The sequence below is a fragment of the Rhodococcus sp. T7 genome (genome assembly GCF_009872365.1).
Classification (GTDB): domain Bacteria; phylum Actinomycetota; class Actinomycetes; order Mycobacteriales; family Mycobacteriaceae; genus Rhodococcus_F.
On record NZ_WXYH01000111.1, the window covers coordinates 148,924 to 165,751 of the forward strand.

At 69.6% G+C, this 16,828-nt stretch carries 14 protein-coding genes; 9 read left to right on the plus strand and 5 right to left on the minus strand.

Annotated features, from left to right (window positions below; genetic code table 11):
- Positions 1 to 202 precede the first annotated feature (202 nt).
- Positions 203 to 991 carry a putative protein N(5)-glutamine methyltransferase gene (locus tag MLGJGCBP_RS14110; RefSeq protein ID WP_160096300.1) on the plus strand — a complete coding sequence of 263 codons (789 nt, stop codon included), beginning with the start codon at positions 203 to 205 and terminating at the stop codon, positions 989 to 991.
- A 65-nt stretch (positions 992 to 1,056) separates the two neighbouring features.
- Here the strand turns inward: MLGJGCBP_RS14110 and MLGJGCBP_RS14115 are convergent, their stop codons facing one another.
- Positions 1,057 to 1,731: a helix-turn-helix transcriptional regulator gene (locus tag MLGJGCBP_RS14115; protein WP_160096302.1), complete on the minus strand. Its 675-nt coding sequence runs from the start codon at positions 1,729 to 1,731 to the stop codon at positions 1,057 to 1,059.
- Positions 1,732 to 1,816: 85 nt separating this feature from the next.
- Between MLGJGCBP_RS14115 and MLGJGCBP_RS14120 the strand changes: the two genes are divergently transcribed.
- From MLGJGCBP_RS14120 to MLGJGCBP_RS14145, 6 genes are all read left to right on the plus strand, one after another.
- Positions 1,817 to 2,254 carry a DoxX family membrane protein gene (locus MLGJGCBP_RS14120; protein ID WP_160096304.1) on the plus strand — a complete coding sequence of 146 codons (438 nt, stop codon included), beginning with the start codon at positions 1,817 to 1,819 and terminating at the stop codon, positions 2,252 to 2,254.
- A 125-nt stretch (positions 2,255 to 2,379) separates the two neighbouring features.
- On the plus strand, positions 2,380 to 3,945 hold the full coding sequence (locus tag MLGJGCBP_RS14125; protein WP_236581079.1) for an FUSC family protein: 1,566 nt from the start codon (positions 2,380 to 2,382) through the stop codon (positions 3,943 to 3,945).
- Positions 3,946 to 3,982: 37 nt separating this feature from the next.
- Positions 3,983 to 5,953: a gamma-glutamyltransferase gene (ggt, locus tag MLGJGCBP_RS14130; RefSeq protein ID WP_160096306.1), complete on the plus strand. Its 1,971-nt coding sequence runs from the start codon at positions 3,983 to 3,985 to the stop codon at positions 5,951 to 5,953.
- Positions 5,954 to 6,088: 135 nt separating this feature from the next.
- Complete coding sequence (locus MLGJGCBP_RS14135) at positions 6,089 to 8,473, plus strand: glutamate--cysteine ligase (protein ID WP_160096308.1); 2,385 nt, start codon at positions 6,089 to 6,091, stop codon at positions 8,471 to 8,473.
- A gap of 497 nt (positions 8,474 to 8,970) precedes the next feature.
- Positions 8,971 to 9,270 carry a DUF4193 domain-containing protein gene (locus tag MLGJGCBP_RS14140; protein WP_073359047.1) on the plus strand — a complete coding sequence of 100 codons (300 nt, stop codon included), beginning with the start codon at positions 8,971 to 8,973 and terminating at the stop codon, positions 9,268 to 9,270.
- A 9-nt stretch (positions 9,271 to 9,279) separates the two neighbouring features.
- Positions 9,280 to 9,714: an SRPBCC family protein gene (locus tag MLGJGCBP_RS14145; protein WP_087557207.1), complete on the plus strand. Its 435-nt coding sequence runs from the start codon at positions 9,280 to 9,282 to the stop codon at positions 9,712 to 9,714.
- Positions 9,715 to 9,804: 90 nt separating this feature from the next.
- Here the strand turns inward: MLGJGCBP_RS14145 and MLGJGCBP_RS14150 are convergent, their stop codons facing one another.
- A complete protein-coding gene (locus MLGJGCBP_RS14150; RefSeq protein WP_160096310.1) occupies positions 9,805 to 11,628 on the minus strand; it encodes a flavin-containing monooxygenase in 1,824 nt (607 codons plus the stop codon).
- Between the two features lie 214 nt (positions 11,629 to 11,842).
- On the opposite strand from MLGJGCBP_RS14150, the gene MLGJGCBP_RS14155 reads away from it, so the two are divergent.
- Positions 11,843 to 12,283 (plus strand): YciI family protein, encoded by a 441-nt coding sequence (locus MLGJGCBP_RS14155; RefSeq protein WP_087557209.1) that lies wholly within the window; start codon positions 11,843 to 11,845, stop codon positions 12,281 to 12,283.
- A 1-nt stretch (position 12,284) separates the two neighbouring features.
- A complete protein-coding gene (locus tag MLGJGCBP_RS14160; protein WP_087557210.1) occupies positions 12,285 to 13,544 on the plus strand; it encodes an RNA polymerase sigma factor in 1,260 nt (419 codons plus the stop codon).
- 13 nt (positions 13,545 to 13,557) lie between these two features.
- Here MLGJGCBP_RS14160 and MLGJGCBP_RS14165 read toward each other — a convergent pair whose 3' ends face one another.
- The 3 genes from MLGJGCBP_RS14165 to MLGJGCBP_RS14175 are packed head-to-tail and all read right to left on the minus strand — an operon-like array spanning position 13,558 to position 16,822.
- Complete coding sequence (locus tag MLGJGCBP_RS14165; RefSeq protein WP_160096312.1) at positions 13,558 to 14,580, minus strand: crotonase/enoyl-CoA hydratase family protein; 1,023 nt, start codon at positions 14,578 to 14,580, stop codon at positions 13,558 to 13,560.
- Positions 14,577 to 16,214, minus strand: coding sequence for an acyl-CoA dehydrogenase family protein (locus MLGJGCBP_RS14170; RefSeq protein WP_160096314.1), 1,638 nt, complete (start codon positions 16,212 to 16,214; stop codon positions 14,577 to 14,579). Before MLGJGCBP_RS14170 ends, MLGJGCBP_RS14165 begins: the two co-directional genes overlap by 4 nt.
- Positions 16,211 to 16,822 carry a TetR/AcrR family transcriptional regulator gene (locus tag MLGJGCBP_RS14175; protein ID WP_087557213.1) on the minus strand — a complete coding sequence of 204 codons (612 nt, stop codon included), beginning with the start codon at positions 16,820 to 16,822 and terminating at the stop codon, positions 16,211 to 16,213. Before MLGJGCBP_RS14175 ends, MLGJGCBP_RS14170 begins: the two co-directional genes overlap by 4 nt.
- Positions 16,823 to 16,828 lie beyond the last annotated feature (6 nt).

Consider the following 16,828-nt stretch of genomic DNA (forward strand, 5'->3'; position numbering starts at 1 on the left):
TCCGGTGTATGCCGATTCCGGCTGTTCGGCTTCCCGGCGACCACCGCTGTCGGTAGTGTTGCGACTCCCAGCAGGATCCGTATCGAGGAGGTGAGAACCGTGTCCGTTCGTTCAGGTCGGGTGCTCTCACTTCGCGACCGCGCGGTCGTACCGACATAAGGTGACCGGGAGAGCGCCCATCGGCATTCCGAAAGGCTCTCCCATGCCAGTGTCTCTCTCCCCGTCCCTCGAATTCGTCCTCGTCACGAGGCTTCGCGCCGCCGGCTGTGTGTTCGCCGAGGACGAGGCGCGCCTGATCGTCTCCGCCGCCCGCACGTCGGACGAACTCGCCTCGATGCTCGACCGCCGCGTCGCCGGCGTCCCCCTCGAACACGTCCTCGGCTGGGCCGAATTCTGCGGGCTCCGGATCGAGGTCGATCCGCGGGTGTTCGTGCCGCGGCGCCGCACCGCGTTCCTCGTCGAGCAGGCCGCCGCCCTCGCATGCCCGCACGCGGTCGTGGTCGACCTGTGCTGCGGTTCGGGGGCGGTGGGCGCCGCGCTCGCAGACACTCTCGACGGCATCGAGTTGTGCGCGGTGGACATCGACCCCGCCGCGGTCCGGTGTGCGCGGCGCAACCTCGCCGAACCGGCCCGGGTGTTCGAGGGCGACCTGTACGCACCGTTACCCCCGGCGCTGAGGGGACGCATCGACGTCCTGGTGGCCAACGCCCCCTACGTGCCGACCGATGCGATCAGGTTGATGCCGCCGGAGGCCCGGTTCCACGAACCGCGGGTCTCACTCGACGGCGGCGCCGACGGACTCGACGTCCAGCGGCGCGTCACCGCCGGGGCGTGCGACTGGCTCGCGCCGGGCGGTCACCTGCTGATCGAGACCAGCGCGAGTCAGGCCCCGCTCACCGCCGCGGCGTTCGCGGAGGCCGGGCTCACCACCCGGATCGAGACGTCCGAAGACGTGGGCGCCACCGTCGTCGTCGGCACCAATCCCAGGTGAGCGACCACTCCAGGTGAGCGCGACCATCCTCAGGTGAGTGGCAAAGCGTCCCGGGGGACACTTTGTCACTCACGTGGGGAGTCGATCCGCACGCAGCAGTACCCCTCGGCCGGGGCCAGAGTCGCGTGGCGGTCCTCGCAGCCCGCGCCGTCGAGCAGCCCGGACAGCAGTGCGAGGTTCATCCCGCACACCATGTCGGTGTGCTGCCGGGCGAGCGCATGGAACGGGCAGTTGACCAGCACGATGGTCCCGTCGCTGCTCCGCGGTTCGTAACCGCACTCCGCGAGCGCCGCGGTCAGGTCGTCCTCCGAGCAGCCGAGGTCGGCGCCGAGGCCGCGCCCGAAGTCGTGCGCCCGCGCGGACAGGGCGTCGCGCGGAGAGGCGCCGGTCGCGTCGGCGTCTTCGATCGCCCGCGCGAACAGCTCGCCGGCGAGCGCGTACGTGCGTTCGGGGAGGTGCACCGCGAACTCGCGGTCGGACCGCCGGTACAGCTTGGCGGGTCGTCCCGCGCCCGGTCCCGAGCGCCCGCCGCGCCGCGCGAACTCGACCGCCAGCAGTCCCTCGTCGGCCAGTTTCTCGAGATGGAACGCGGACGTCGAGCGGGCGAGACCCAGCGCCTCGGCGACGTCGTCGCGGCTGACGGGGGACGGCTGCGTGCGCACGTGGTCGTACACCTGCCTGCGGACCGGTTCGCCGAGGGCGGAGACGGCCGAGACGTCCGAGCGTGGTGTGGCATCCATGAGCCCATTGTAAAACTCAGAATCGTTGACTAAATTGCGCGCGGAATTCTATAGTCAAAGAACATAGTTTTTAGAAGGAGTCATCATGGCTACCAACACACCCCACCAGGTCAGCCACGGTTCGCACACCCTGTCCGAACCCGGCTACCAGGCCTTTCTCGTGCTGCGCACGGTCTTCACGGTGGCACCCATCCTGTTCGGGCTCGACAAGTTCACGAACTGGCTCACCGACTGGCCCCAATATCTGGCGCCGTGGATCGACGACATCCTGCCGGGCACCGCGCAACAGGGCATGTACGTCGTCGGCGTGATCGAAGTGATCGCCGGAATCCTCGTCGCCGTGGCACCGCGGATCGGCGCCTGGGTCGTCGTCGCCTGGCTGGCCGGGATCATCGTCAACCTGCTCACGCTGTCCGGCTACTACGACGTCGCACTGCGCGACTTCGGATTGCTCGCCGGCGCCGCCGCCCTCGGCCTGCTCGCCGCCGAGTACGGGCGCCCGATCCACCGCCCACACACCTGATCGGAGCCGCGCACCGCACGTGAGATGCACCTCATCGACTGTTTCGAGTGACACGACCGCTCGTAGGGTGAGTGGTCGTGTCGGTAGGTGCGCAGGATCAGGGAACCGGATCGCGGGATCACGGTGTGCCGATCCCTGCGCCGGCCCCGGCACGGTCTTTGCTTCTCGGAGTGCCCAAGCTGGGTCGGCGCTGGCCGGGTGTGGTCCGTGCCGGCGTGGCCGTGGGCCTGCCCGCGCTGGCGGGGGTCGCGCTCGGACATTCGGCTGTCGCGGCGACCGCCACCCTGGGGGCGTTCGCCGTCGTCTACGGCGAGGGCCGCGCATACCGGGTGCGGTGGCGGGTGGTGTCGATCGCCGCTGCCGTGATGGTGCTCCTGGCCGGGGTGGGCGCGGCGGTCGGCGGGTTCGTGCACGACCTGACCGCGTCGGGAGGGTCCGCGCTGTGGGGGATGGCGCTCGTCCTCACGATGACCGTGGTCGTCGCCGTCTGCGCCTTCGTCGTCGACGGACTGCGACTTGGCGCGCCGGGCGCCTTCCTTCCGCTGCTCACCGTGGAGATCGCGTCCGCGCTGCCCGCGCTCGGTGTCGGCGTGGCGGAGGTGGTCGTCTGGGCGGCGGTCGGCGCGTTGTCGGCGTTGCTCGTGTCGATGTCGGGACTGATCGTTCGTCCCCGCACCCCCGAGCGTGCCGCGGTCGCGACCGCGGTCGCTGCAGTAGACACCGCACTCTCCGACCCGTCGTCGCCCGGTTCCCGGCGGGACGCGGTGCGGTCGCTGCACACCGCCTGGCAATGCCTCCACGACGCCGCCCTCGTCGGCCGTGATCATCCGCTGACCCGCACGTTGCGTGCGGCGCATCTGCGGTGTGCGGCGACCGTGGACGGTGTCGACGCGGACCATGCCTCGGACGACGACGACCTGCGGCCGCAGGTCCCGCTGCCGCGTCCGTCGATCCGCTACCGGCTCCGCCGAGCGTCGCATCTGCGGGGCCGGTCCTGGACGATCGTCGCGCGACTGCTGGTCGCGTGCCCCGCGGCCGGTCTCCTGGCGCTGGGCTTCGGTGTCGGCAGGCCCGACTGGGCGGTGATCACCGCGGCAATGATCCTGCACCAGGGACCGGACCGGGTGCTGGGGACGTACCGCGGGCTGCACCGGTTCTTCGGAACGGTGCTCGGACTGGTCGTGCTCGCCGTGCTGTCATCGCTCGACCTGCCTGCGGCGGCGCTGGTGCTCGTGGTGGCGGGTCTGATGGCGGGGATCGAGGCGTTCCTCGTCCGCAATTACGGGCTGGCGATGGTGTTCATCACCCCGCTCGCCCTGGTTCTCGGCAGCCGCGGCACGCACGTGGACCTGACGACGGTGTCCCGCGACCGGCTCGTCGAGACCGTGCTCGGTGTCGCGGTGGCGCTGGTGGTGCTGTGGACCGTGCTCCCCGGTTCCTACCGGCGGATCCTGAGCGACGCGGACGAGCAGGTGGCCGCGACGATCGGCCGGCTCGGCGACGCCCGGGAACCGGCTGCCGTCGCCGCACTCCGCCGGGACCTCGAGTTCGACCTGCACGCCTCCACGACCGCCGCGATCACCGCCGCCCACACCGACCCGGCGTGGACCCGCGACCGGTGGCCCGAGCACCACCACCTTCACGAACTCGGCTACCGAATCCTCAGCCGGCACTTCGGACCTCGCCTTTAGCCGGTTGTCGCCGGATTTCCGCTGTTAGGGTTCGGTGATGGGTCCTGTGACGGGAATCGGAACAGTATTTCGGGCCTCGTTGGCCGCGGCTCTCTGCGTCGGGGTGCTGGCCGCGTGCTCGTCGGACGAGGAACCGCAGAGCGATCCGGCGGCCACGTGCGCGGACGTCCCCAACGGCACCCCGGTGTCCAAGGCGCCGCCGCCTCCCGGCCCGGCGCCGACCACCCAGAATCTCGCGACCAACCCCGAGATCGCCACCGTGTACCGCTCCGGGATGACGCCCGTGACCACCGCGTCGTACGCGGTCTCCACCGCCAATCCGGTGTCGACGCAGGCCGCGTGCGAGGTACTCCGGGACGGCGGGACGGCCGCCGACGCGCTGATCGTGGCCCAGACCGTTCTCGGTCTCGTCGAACCGCAATCCTCCGGAATCGGTGGCGGCGCGTTCCTGCTCTATTACGACGCCGGGCAGAACAGTGTCGAGGCGTACGACGGGCGGGAGGTCGCGCCGATGGCCGCGACGGAGAACTACCTCCGCTGGATCAGCGACACCGACCGCACCGAGCCCAAGCCCGACGCCCGCGCGAGCGGACGGTCCATCGGTGTCCCCGGCGTGGTGCGGATGCTCGAGATGGCGCACCGCGACCACGGGCGGGACGCGTGGCGGGAATTGTTCGACCCGGCCATCTCCCTCGCCGACCAGGGCCTCGAGATCAGCCCGCGGATGGCCGGGCAGATCGCCGAGTCCGCGCCCGACCTGGCCGTCGACGAGCCGTCGAAGGCGTATTTTCTGAACCCCGACGGCAGCCCGAAGCCGGCCGGGACGAAGCTGACGAACCCGGCCATGGCCAAGACGCTCGGAGCGATCGCCGCGGGCGGCGCGGACGCCTTCTACACCGGGGCCGTCGCCCAGGGCATCGTCGACGCGACGGCGACCGCGTCGGGCGGCCGCACCCCCGGCCAGATGACTCTCGACGACCTCGCCAACTATCAGGCGAAGAAGCGGACACCGCTGTGCACGCCGTACCGGGACCACGAGATCTGCGGCATGCCGAACCCCTCGTCCGGTGGCACCGCGGTCGCGGCGACGCTCGGCATCCTGGAGAACTTCGACCTGTCGCAGTACGGGCCGACGAACCTCGACGACAACGGCGGAAAGCCGACTGCGGAGGCCGTGCACCTCATCTCCGAGGCCGAGCGACTGGCGTACGCAGACCGGGACAAGTACGTCGCGGACTCCGATTTCGTTCCACTGCCCGGCAATTCCCTCGACACACTGCTGAACGAGGACTACCTGAAGCAGCGGGCCGCCCTCATCGACCCGGGCAAGAGCATGGGCACCGCGCAACCCGGCAACTTCGGGCCCGTTCCGCTCGGCGTGCAACCGCAGGACAAGGAACACGGCACCAGCCACATCTCGATCGCCGACAAGTACGGCAACGTCGCATCGATGACGACGACGGTGGAATCGGCGTTCGGCTCGTTCCACATGACCGACGGATTCGTGCTCAACAATCAGCTCACCGACTTCTCGGCCCAGCCGGTCGGCCCCGACGGCGCGCCCCTCGCCAACCGCGTCGAACCGGGTAAGCGGCCCCGGAGTTCGATGGCGCCGACGCTCGTCTTCGACCGCGGCAGCGACGGTTCACGCCGCGACGTCCAGTTCGCGACCGGGTCACCGGGTGGTTCGGTGATCATCCAGTTCGTCGTGAAAACGCTCGTGGGAATGCTGGATTGGGGCCTGAACCCGCAGCAGGCCGTGTCGGCGGTCGACTTCGGGGCGGCCAACACACCGGTCACCGGTGTCGGCGGAGAGCATCCGAACATCGACGCGGTCAACGACGGCGCGACCGACCCGTTGATCGTGCAACTGCGGGCGATGGGTCACCAGGTGTCGGTCGCGCCGCAGTCCAGTGGGCTCAGTGCGCTGCAGCGTCAGGACTCGGGGTGGGTCGGCGGCGCGGACCCGCGGCGCGAGGGCGCGGTGATGGGTGACGGGACGGGATAATCGATCCGATGGTTCAGACCCCGATCCGCGGGGAACCCATCGACCATGGCGAACAACGATGTGAACGATCCCCCGGACGGCACCTGGGCGTTCTTCGACCATTCCGAGGGTGCCACAGGGAAATAGAGGCCCATCGTGCTCGTCAGCGACCCACGGAAAGTGGGGGTCGAAGAGGAATTCCATCTCATCGATCGCAAGACCCGGCGCCTGACCACCCGCGCGCCGGAATTGCTGGCACGACTTCCCGACGACGTGTACGTCGACGAACTCCAGCAGTGTGTCGTCGAGGTCAACAGCGGTGTGTATGCCGACCTCGACGGCCTGCGCAGCGATCTGGAGCGGCACCGGACGGTGCTGATCGACGCGGCCGAGGGACTCGGGATCGGGGTGGCGGCCGCGGGTTCGATGCCGCTGGCGCTGCCCGCCGAGATGCACGTGACGGGGACGCAGCGCTACCGGCGGATGCTCGCGGACTACCAGATGCTCGCCCGTGAGCAGCTGATCTGCGGCACCCAGGTTCACGTCGACCTCCCCGACCGTGACGAGGCCGTGCAGGTCGCGCACCGCATCGCCCCGCACATGCCCGTCCTCCTGGCGCTCAGCGCGAGTTCCCCGTTCCGGTCCGACGGTGCCGACACCGGCTATGCCAGCGCACGGACGCTTCTGTGGTTGCGCTGGCCCAGCACCGGTCCGGCCGCGCCCGTCTCCTCGGCCGCCGAGTACAGCGCCCTGATCGACGACCTGGTTGCGAGCGGGGTGATCAGCGACCCGGGTATGGCGTATTTCGACGTCCGGCCGTCGGTGAAGCTTCCGACCCTGGAATTGCGGGTGTGCGACAGCTGCCCGCGGCTGGACACGGTCATTCTCGTCGCCGCCCTGTTCCGGGCGCTCGTCGAACGCGAGGTGGAGGGTCTGCGCGCCGGGACCAAGGGCGTCGAGGTGGTCCCGACCCTGACGCGGGCTGCGCTGTGGCGGGCGGCGCGGTCGGGGTTGGAGGGAGACCTCGTCGACGTGCGGTTTCCGCAGGCGCGTCCCGCGTCGGAACTCGTCGGCGACTTCGTGAACTCGCTGCGACCGCAGCTCGAGCAGACCGGCGACTGGGACACGGTGGTGGAGCTGTCCGCGGAGGCGTCCGCGCACGGGAGTTCCGCCGCGAGGCAACGTCACGCGCTCGCTCGCCGGGGCCGGCTCACCGACGTCGTCGATCTGCTGCTCGCGGAGACGGCGGGCCGCACCGAGCACCTCCCCGAGGTAGAGGCCCCGCCCGCACCGCCGCAGACGGGCCCGACCTCGATCGGTGCTCGCCGGACTCGACGGTATTGGAGCGCCAGGCTCTGGGATCGCGGCGACACCGCCGACATGACGTGGACGGAGTCGACGGAGCTCGACGAGAAGAAGCTGATCGAGTGGCGCCGGGATCTGCACGCGCATCCGGAGTTGTCGTTCGAGGAACGCCGGACCACCGGAATCGTGCGGAACCACCTCGTCGGTCTCGGACTCGAACCCGTCATGTTGCCCGGCGGCACCGGCCTGTGGTGCGACCTCGGGCCGGAGACGGGTGAATGCGTCGCCCTGCGCGCCGACCTCGACGCACTGCCGGTCGCCGAGACGACGGGTCTCCCGTTCGAGTCGACGGTCCCCGGGGTGTCGCACGCCTGCGGTCACGACGCGCACACCACGATGCTGATGGGGGCGGCGTCGGTCCTCGTCAGGCACCCGCCGACGACCCGGGTCCGGCTCATCTTCCAACCCGCCGAGGAGACGACACCCGGCGGTTCCGTCGACACGATCGCCGCGGGAGCACTCGACGGGGTGGCGAAGATCTTCGCACTGCACTGCGACCCGCATCTCGAAGTCGGCAAGCTCGCCACCCGGACCGGGCCGATCACGTCGTCCAACGATTCCGTCACCGTGCGGTTGTGGTCGGCGGGTGGGCACACTGCGCGACCGCACCTGACCGGGGATCTGATCCACGCCGCCGCCGTCCTGGTGACGGGGCTCGCGTCCGTGCTCGACCGACGCGTCGACGCCCGCACCGCGACGGTCCTCACCTGGGGCAAGGTGGCCGCGGGGCAGGTCGCGAACTCCGTGCCCGAGTCGGGTGAACTGGTCGGGACTCTCCGCAGCGCGTCCCGCGAGACGTGGGCCTTGCTCGAACCGCTGGTCACGGACGCGATCTGCCACCTGCTCGCCCCGTACAACGTGCGGTACGAACTCTCCTACCGGCAAGGCGTCCCGCCCGTCGTCAACGATCCCGACTGCACCGCCGACCTGCGGGAGGCGATCGAATCGGTGGTCGGCTTCGACCACCTCGGCGAGGCCCACCAGTCCAGCGGCGGCGAGGACTTCGCCTGGTACCTGGAGAAGGTCCCGGGCGCGATGGCCAGGCTCGGCGTGTGGAACGGCACCGGCACACCCCAGGAGCTGCACCAGCCGGGGTTCAACCTCGACGAACGCGCCATGGTGCACGGGGTCCGGACGCTGGTCGCGCTCACCCGGCTCGAAGACGAGTCGGAGTGAACGTCAGGCCGGTTCGACGAGCATTCGGCGCCGTCTTCGCTGCCGGACGAGCACGCTGACCTGCAGGGACTTGCTCAGCGGCTGTGCATCTGCGGCGGATACGGGGGAGTCGGCTCCGGAATCGGCGGACCCGGAGGCGGCGTCGGCCCCGGCGGACCCGGCTGCGGTCCAGGCTCGGGCGGTGCGGGTTCCGGACCCGGCTCCGGCGGAAACGGATGCGGCGGTGTCGGCGTCGGCGGCACGGGAGGTGGGCTCGGTGACGGCGGCACCGGCTCCGGGTCGGGCACAGGATTGCCGTGCTCGTCGCGCGCACTCGCCATCGACAGACCACCTTCCGATCGGCTGATTGAGTGGTACCCGGAACGGGCATCCCGCAATCACAGAGCTAGCTGTGGCCGCCCGGGAACAAAATGCGGGATCGGTGCGTTGTCTAGCAACCGTGCCCCGCAAGTGTGGAATTTCACGACGCGGGGAACATGAGCCAAAGGGAGGAAGTCATGGCAACCGACTACGACGCACCACGGGTTACCGTCGACGATGAACTCGCCGCGGACTCGCTCGAAGAACTGAAGACACGGAGGAACGACTCGCAGTCGTCCGTCGTCGACGTCGAGGAGACCGACACGGCGGAGTCCTTCGAACTGCCCGGCGCCGACCTGTCCGGTGAGGAACTCACGGTCCGCGTCATCCCGAAGAGGGCCGACGAATTCACCTGCAGCAGTTGCTTCCTCGTCCATCATCGGTCGCGTCTCGCGTCCGAAGAGGGCGGGCAGCTGATCTGCCGCGACTGCGCATAGGAGGCCCGCGTGGCCGACGTCAGCAGAACGTTCACCGTCGCCTCACCGCTCGGGGAAGTCGTCGCATACCTGCGTGACTTCGCGAACACCACGGCCTGGGATCCCGGGACCGAGAAGTGCGAGCAGACCACCCCCGGTCCGGTGGCGGTGGGCACCGAATGGCACAACGTGTCCTCGTTCTTCGGGCGCACCACCGAACTCACCTACCGCATGACCCGCGACGACCCCGATCACGTCGTGTTCGAGGGTCGCAACGGAACCGCGATCACGTCGGACGACCTGTCGTTCGAGAAGGTGGACGACGCCTCGACGTCGATCACCTACCGCGCGCATCTCGAATTCACCGGTCTGGCGCGCGTCGCGGACCCCGCCGCCCGCCTCGCGTTCGAGGTGCTCGCGGCCAAGACCGTCAAACAGATGACCGGGGTTCTCGAGGCGAGGTAACGATCCGCCGCACACCGGTTTTGGTCGCGCACACAATGCGCATGCGGGCGCCCCGCACGATACGAGGCGCCCGCGATACGTCGTCGCCGATCAGCTGAGGTGATGCACCTCCTGCAGCCCGTACACCGGTGTCGGGATCTCCTCGTGCCGCGCCTTGAGTTGCAGGGCGAGGTACAGCGAGTAGTGCCGCGACTGGTGCAGGTTGCCGCCGTGGAACCACAGCGCTTCCTGTTGGGTGGGCTTCCACATGTTGCGCTGTTCGCCCTCCCACGGCCCGGGGTCCTTGGTGGTGTCGGAGCCGAGACCCCAGCACTTTCCGACCTTGTCGGCCACGTCCTGGCCCATGAGGTCGGCGGCCCAGCCGTTCATCGACCCGTAGCCGGTGGCGTAGACGACGAGGTCGGCAGGCAACTCGGTGCCGTCGGTGAGAACCACGGCGTCCTCGCTGAGGTGGTCGACCTGCCCGGACACCAGGTGGATGCTGCCGTCCGCGACGAGTTCGGACGCGCCGACGTCGATGTAGTAGCCGGAACCGCGGCGCAGGTACTTCATGAACAGACCGGACCCGTCGTCACCGAAATCGAGCTTGAAACCGGCCTTTTCGAGTCGCGCGTAGAAGTCTTTGTCCCGTTCGGCGATCTTCTGATACACCGGGATCTGGAACTCGTGCATGATCCTGTACGGCAGCGACGCGAACGTGAGGTCTGCCTTCTCCGTCGTCATGCCCGCCGCGAGCGCGCGCTCCGAGTAGAGGTCGCCGAGGCCGAGGTCCATCAGCGAATCCGACTTCACGATGTGCGTGGACGACCGTTGCAGCATCGTCACGTCGGCGCCGGTCTCGAAGAGCGCCTTGCAGATGTCGTGCGCCGAGTTGTTTGCCCCGACGACGACGACGCGCTTGTCGACGTACGCGTCCGGGCCGGGGTGCCGGCTCGAATGGTGCTGTTCGCCGCGGAAGACGTCCTGGCCGGGGAACGTCGGAACGTTCGGTTTGCCCGACATGCCGGTGGCGAGCACCAATTGCTTCGGGTGCAGCACCACCTCTTCGCCGTCGCGGTCGAGGACGACGGTCCACTCCTTCGTCTCTTCGTCGAACTTCGCAGACGTGCACGTGGTGGACGCCCAGTACGGAATCTCCATCACCTTCGTGTACATCTCGAGCCAGTCGCCGATCTTGTCCTTCGGCGCGAACACCGGCCAGTTGTCCGGGAACGGCATGTACGGCAGGTGGTCGTACCAGACCGGGTCGTGCAGGCACAGCGACTTGTACCGGTTGCGCCACTGGTCGCCGGGGCGTTCGTTCTTGTCGACGACGATGGCGGGCACGCCGAGTTGGCGCAGTCGCGCGCCGAGCGCGATGCCGCCCTGGCCGCCGCCGATCACGAGAACGTACGGCTGCCGGGTGTAGCCGAGTTCCCGCTCCTCGATCTCCCGCTTCTCCGCCCAACTCTGGGTGTCACCGCCGGAACCGTGGACCGCGCCCTTGACGCGGTTCCGTCCCCGGCGCTCCTCGTGGCCCTTCAACTCCTGCATGGTGGTGAGGAACGTCCACGCCTCGTCGTCCTTCAGCCGCAGGTGCCCCTTGCCCCGTCCGGTCGCCGTCTCGAATTCGATCCACGCAGACGTGACGCCGTCGGCCTCGTCCGGGGTCTCGGTGGTGCGGAAGTTCGTCGGATCGGTGTCGTCGAGGCGTGCGTTCAGCATCGCGGCGACGGCGTCGCGTCCCTCGACGGTCTTGAGGTTCCAGGTGAACGCCACCAGGTCCCGCCAGAAACTGTCGACGGCGAACATGCCCGCGGCACGATCGACGTCGCGCGCGACGAGAGCGGACTCGAAGCTCGCCAACCACAGGTCGACGCGTTCCTGGGGGGTCAGGGTCGTCTGCACCTCGGCCGGCTGGACCGTCTGTGTCATGTACCTCTCCTTCGCTCGGTATGTGACATACAGCACACGCCGGTCGAGGCTGAGCGGCAAGCGTTGCATCGTGTTGCAATCGCCCCCGTGAGTACTTGTTAACCGCCGGCGGTTAACAAGTACTCACGGCTGATGTCGAAATCGGAGCCCGCCGTTCGACGTACCGTGTGAGTCCAGGCAGAAGCCGGGACCGACCACAATCGAGGAGGAAATCATGCGGGTCATGGTGATGATCGAGGGTGCCGGAGCCGACGAAGACAAGATCGCCCCGACGGAGGCGATGCTCGCCGCGATGAGCGCGTACAACGAAGACCTGGTGAACGCCGGGATCATGCTCGACGGGCAGGGCCTGAAGCCGACCAGCGCCGGGGCGCGAGTGGTGTTCGAGGGCGGCACGACGTCGGTGGTCGACGGCCCGTTCACGGAGTCGAAGGAGATCGTCGCGGGCTTCTGGATCTGGGAGGTGCGGTCCCTCGAGGAGGCGATCGAGTGGGTGAAGAAGTGCCCCGCCGACCCCGGCACCGGAATGCGACAGCTGATCGAGGTGCGGCCGATCTTCGAGTCGGACGACTTCGGGGACGAGTTCACGCCGGAATTGCGGGAGCGGGAAGAGGCGCTCGCGGCGCGGATCCGCGAGCAGCACCCCGACCGCTGACATGGACGCGCGGCGCACGGTCGAGGCGGTGTGGCGGATGGAGTCGCCGCGGCTCATCGCGTCCCTCACCCGTCTCGTCCGTGATGTCGGCACTGCCGAGGAGATCGCGCAGGACGCGTTCGTGCTGGCGCTGGAGCAGTGGCCGCGGGACGGCGTCCCGGACAATCCGGGTGCGTGGCTGACGGCGACGGCCAAGCACAAGGCGATCGATCGGATCCGCCGTGAGCGGTCGCAGCAGTCGAAGTACACGCAGATCGCCGTCGACCCGTCGGCGCAGCAACCGAGCGCGATGCCCGCGCCGGACGCGGTCGAGGGTGTGGAGGACGACCTGCTTGCGCTGGTGTTCGTGGCCTGTCATCCGGTGCTTCCCCGGGAGTCGCGGGTGGCGTTGACACTGCGGCTGGTGGGCGGGCTGCGGACGGACGAGATCGCGCGGGCGTTCCTGGTGCCGTCGGCGACGATGGGGCAGCGGATCAGCAGGGCCAAGCGGACGCTGTCGGAGGCGAAGGTGCCGTTCGAGGTGCCGTCGCGCGAGGAACTTCCGGCGCGACTGTCGGCGGTGCTCGAGGTGGTCTATCTGGTGTTCAACGAGGGCTACTCGGCCACGTCGGGTGAGAACTGGATACGACGTGATCTGGCCGCCGAGGCGATGCGGCTCGCCCGGGTCCTCGCCGGACTGCTGCCGGGTGAGCCCGAGGTGCACGGACTGGTGGCGCTGACCGAGTTGCAGGCGTCGCGGTTCGCCGCCCGGCTGGGCCCGGGCGGTGAGCCGATCCTGTTGCAGGATCAGGACCGGTCGCGGTGGGACCGCATCCTGCTGAAGCACGGGAACGCCGCGCTGGAGCGGGCCGTCGCGCTGGGCCGCCCGCTCGGTCCCTACTCGCTGCAGGCCGCGATCGCCGGGTGTCATGCCCGGGCGTCTCGGTTCGAGGACACCGACTGGGAGGCGATCGTCGCACTGTACGATGCGCTGGCGCAGGTGGCGCCGTCGCCGGTGGTGGAGCTCAATCGCGCGGTGGCGCTGCTGCATTCGGACGGTCCGGACGCGGCGCTGGCCGCCCTCGACGCGGTCGGGGACGATCCCCGGCTGGCCCGTCTCCATCTGTACGGCGCCGTGCGAGGCGAAGTTCTCGAACGCCTCGGCCGCTACGAGGAGGCAGCCCGGACGCTCGAGGACGCCGCGGCCACCGCACCCACCCGGCGTGAACGCAACCTGCTCATGGCACGGGCCGCCGCAGCGTCCGCGCGCACCGAACCGTGAGACGCGTCGCAGATCAGGGTCTCGGCCGGGACTGCTTGTGATCGCCGAACGGCTCGTCGCGTTCGCGGACGGCCTCCCGGAATCCGGCGGTGGCCGAGCGCAATTGGAACGCGTACCCCTCGCGGGTGTGCCGGGACACGCCGTCGAAGACGGTACTCACCATCGTCGAGTTGGCGACGCCCTGCGCGAGCAGTGCGCTGTTCAGCGCGAGTTTGACCATCATCAACTGGTTGATCGGCATCTGCGCGATCCGCTCGACGAGGTCCTCGGCGCGGCGGTCGAGTTCGTCCGCGGGCGCCGACTCCACGGCGAGTCCCCAGTCGGCGGCCTGCCGTCCGGTGATGCAGTCGCCGGTGAGGAGGAGTCGTTTCGCCCGCTGGTCGCCGAGGCGGTGCGCCCACATGCCGGCGGCGGGCACGCCCCACACGCGGGTCGGCGGGTAACCGATCTTCGTGTCGTCCGCGGCGACGATCTGGTCGCAGTACAGCGCGATGTCGGTGCCGCCCGCCACGCAGAATCCGTGGATCTTCGCGACCGTCGGCTTGTTCGCGTGCAGCAGGCTCGCGAACCCGCGGTTGAACCGGCTCATCATGGCGTAGTCGGCCATCGGATCCCAGTTGGCGAACGGATTGTGGTTGCGCGCCTGCACGATCGGATCGAGGACGGTGCCCGTCGTGACGCCCGGGTCGTCGCTGCCGCCGCCGTTCTCGGCGAAGACGCCCAGGTCGTATCCGCCGCAGAATCCCTTCCCCCGGCCCGACAGCAGGATCACGTGGACGCGCGGATCGAGGTCGGCCCGTTCGACGGTGGCGGCGAGTTCGAGCGGGGTGTCGGCGGTGATCGCGTTGCCGTGCTCCGGCCGGTCGAACGTGATCCGGGCGATGCGGCCGGTCACCTCGTAGGTGAGGGTCCGGTACTCGGTTCTGTCCTTGACTCGATCCTGTTCACGACCCGCGAACAGGGAGTCCGCGCCCTCGTCCCAGCCGTCGCGCCAGGCGGCCGGACGGGTGCCCGCGTGATCGTCGTGCCCGGTCACGCTCCCACCTTGGGGGTGGCGCGGTCGATGATGGAGGCGGTGTCGACACCCGTCGGCAGCGTCCCGAACACGGTGCCCCAGTCGCCGGACAACCGGCTGACGCAGAACGCGTCGGCGACCGCGGGGTGCCCGTGGCGGACGAGCAGCGAACCCTGCAGGGCGAGTGCCATGTCGCCGACGACGCGGCGGGCCCGGTGCTGGAGCGTGTCGACGTCGCCGAAACTGGACTTCAGTTTCGTGACGGCGGCGTCGAGTCGCGCGTCGGCGCCCGCGGTCGAGTCGAGTTCGTCGAAGAACACCTGAAGCGTCTCCGGCTGTTTGGTCATCGCCCGCAGGGTGTCCAGGGCGGCGACGTTGCCGGAGCCCTCCCACACCGACAGCAGCGGCGCCTCCCGGTACAGCCGCGGCATCCGGGATTCCTCCACATACCCGTTGCCGCCCAGGCATTCCAGGGCCTCGGCGGCGTGGATCGGCCCGCGCTTGCAGACGAAATACTTGCTGACCGACAGCGAGATGCGGCGGAGCGTGTTGGCGCGCTCGTCGCCCGCGGTCGCCCGGTCGGTGAGCGCGGCCAGCCACAGCGCGACGGTCGTGGCGGCCTCCGACTCGACGGCGAGGTCGGCGAGCACGTTGCGCATCAGCGGCTGATCCACCAGGTGGGCGCCGAACGCGCTGCGGTGGACGGCGTGGTGCGCGGCCTGCGCCGTGCCGACCCGCATGCCGGTGGCCGTGCCGATCGTGCAGTCGAGGCGGGTCATGTTGACCATCTCGATGATCGTCGGGACCCCGCGACCTTCCTCGCCGACCAGCCAGGCCACCGCCTCGTCGTACTCGACCTCGCTGCTGGCGTTGGAGTGGTTGCCGAGCTTGTCCTTGAGGCGCTGCAGGTGCATTCGGTTGCGGGTGCCGTCCGGCAGGACCCTGGGCAGGAAGAAGCACGACAGTCCGCCGGGCGCCTGGGCCAGCACCAGGAACACGTCGGACATCGGCGCCGACGTGAACCACTTGTGCCCGGTCAGCAGATAGCTGCCGTCGGACTGCGGCACGGCGCGGGTAGTGCCCGCGCGGACGTCGGAGCCACCCTGTTTCTCCGTCATCGACATCCCGGCGATCAGGCCGGCCTTCGTCAGGGGAGGGTGCAGGGCGGGATCGTAGACCCGTGCGGTGAGCAACGGTTCGTACTGTTCCGCGAGCGCCCGATTGTGTCGCAGGGCGGGAACGACGGCGTACGTCATGGAGATCGGGCAGCCGTGACCGGCGTCGACCTGGCCCCACACCGCCATCTTCGCGGCCCGGACCAGGTGGGCCCGCGGGTGCGGGTCGGCCCACGGTGCGCCGTGCAGGCCCATCTCGACGGCGGTGGTCATCAGCTGGTGGTAGGCGGGGTCGTACTGGACCTCGTCGACGCGATTGCCGTAGCGGTCGTGGGTGCGCAGGACGGGAGGGTGCGCCTCGGCGAGGTCGCCCCAGCGCTGCGCCTCCTCGCTCCCGGCGAGGCGTCCGACGTCGTGCAGTTCCTCGAGCGCGTCGTGTGCGCCTTCGCGTTGCAGCGCTTCGAGAATCGGTGCGTAGTCGGCGGCGTCGAAGTTGATCAGGGGCGGCACCTGGTTGACGACCTCGTGTGTGGCACTCATGTCGGGCTCCCGAGGGATCGAAGGGTGAAGGTGAGCAGGGCGGGGATGATTGCGGCGTCGGCGGCGCCGCGGGCGAGGGGCAGGATCAGTGCCTCGCCGATGGCTCCGACGATGCAGGCGGCGGTGACCGACGCGTCCTGGTCCGGGATCTCCCCGGCCTCGACGGCGCCGGCGATCGCGACGGCGAGTGCGTCCCGGAACGACTCACGGAACAGGAGACGTTCGGTGTCGACCTGCGGGTCGACGGGTTCGACGAGCAGCGCGTATGCCAGGACGGGTGCGCGCAGGGCGCGTTCGGCGAACGTGCCGACGGAGGCGGACACCGCGGCGACGCAGCGGCCCTCGGCGGCCCGGGCCGCGTTGCCGGATTCGACGGCGGCGCTCACCTCCCGGCTGCAGACGATGCGGAAGACCTCCGCGAACAGTTCGCCCTTGTTCGAGAAGTGCCGGTAGACGGTGCCGGTGCCGACCCCGGCCCCGGCCGCGACCGCGGAGATCGAGCACCCGGCGTAGCCGTGGCGGGCGATCAGCCCGATCGCGGAGTCGATGAGGGTGGTGCGGAGAGCGTCCAGGCGTTCCTGGACCGCGGGGGTGCGCCGATAGGCCATAACAAA